The organism is Acidiphilium sp. PM, assembly GCF_000219295.1.
GTDB classification, from domain to species: domain Bacteria; phylum Pseudomonadota; class Alphaproteobacteria; order Acetobacterales; family Acetobacteraceae; genus Acidiphilium; species Acidiphilium multivorum.
Window position 1 is genome coordinate 1 of record NZ_AFPR01000082.1, and the last position, 893, is coordinate 893.

At 61.8% G+C, this 893-nt stretch carries 1 pseudogene; it reads right to left on the reverse strand.

What is annotated here, in order from left to right:
- Positions 1 to 337: 337 nt before the first annotated feature.
- Positions 338 to 893, reverse strand: a pseudogene (locus tag APM_RS03420) (glycosyl transferase family 1); the annotation flags it as partial.

Sequence of the window (893 nt, forward strand, 5' to 3'; positions counted from 1 at the left end):
GGTTGGATCAGGCATAATCTCAAAAAGAGCGGATCAGGAAATCTGCTTCGCGCAAGATGTTTGCAAATGCGGAACGTCGGAATCGTGTCGTGATGCGACGGGGACGGATGCGGCCCCTAACGCCAAAGTAATATAACAGCTTTGATAGCCGGAATCATCTCATGAATCGGCATCAAAACAGATTTATTTCATAGGTATTTACAGGGTTTTTCGTAAACGGTGAGTTTTTTATTAGAAACTAGAACTAACAATATAAATGATGTTAGATAGTATTTTCCTGATAAAATTTCACGAACGAAGAATCGATTGGAAAATAAAGACGTTCGCCGAGTTCGGCTCAGATCTTTTTACGGGTGCGCGGGGCGTGAGACAGGCCGAGCCGGGCGGCGAGGTCGTCGCGCCAGGCGCGCTGGGCGGCGCGGGCGGCATCGTCGAGGCCGAGGGTGTCGGCGGCGATCGCCTGCACCCGGGCGATCTCGGCGAGATGGGTCCGCCCGTCGAGCGAGGCGGTCGCTCCGCCCTCGTGCCGGCGGTGGACGTTCAGCGGCTCGGCGACCCAGACGACCGGGCCGGCGGCATGGGCGAGCAGGTCGATATAGAGCCGCCAGTCGCCGGCGAGGCGGAAGGTGGCCAGCTCGTCGCCGAGGCGGGCGAGGCTCGCGCGCAGCGCGTCGCGCCGGAACAGCACGGCGCTGACATTGAGGATGAGGTTGCGGGTGGCGAGGAAGCGGGTGGCGAAGTCGCGCGCATCGAGGGTCATCGTCGTCGCGAGGTCGGCGGCGCCGGATTCGGCATAATAGCGCCGGTAGTCCGGCATCAGGGTGCGGCCCTCGTCGTCCACCGCGCGGGAGTCGGCGATCGCCATCACCGCGCCGGGCGCCGCGGCGAGGGCG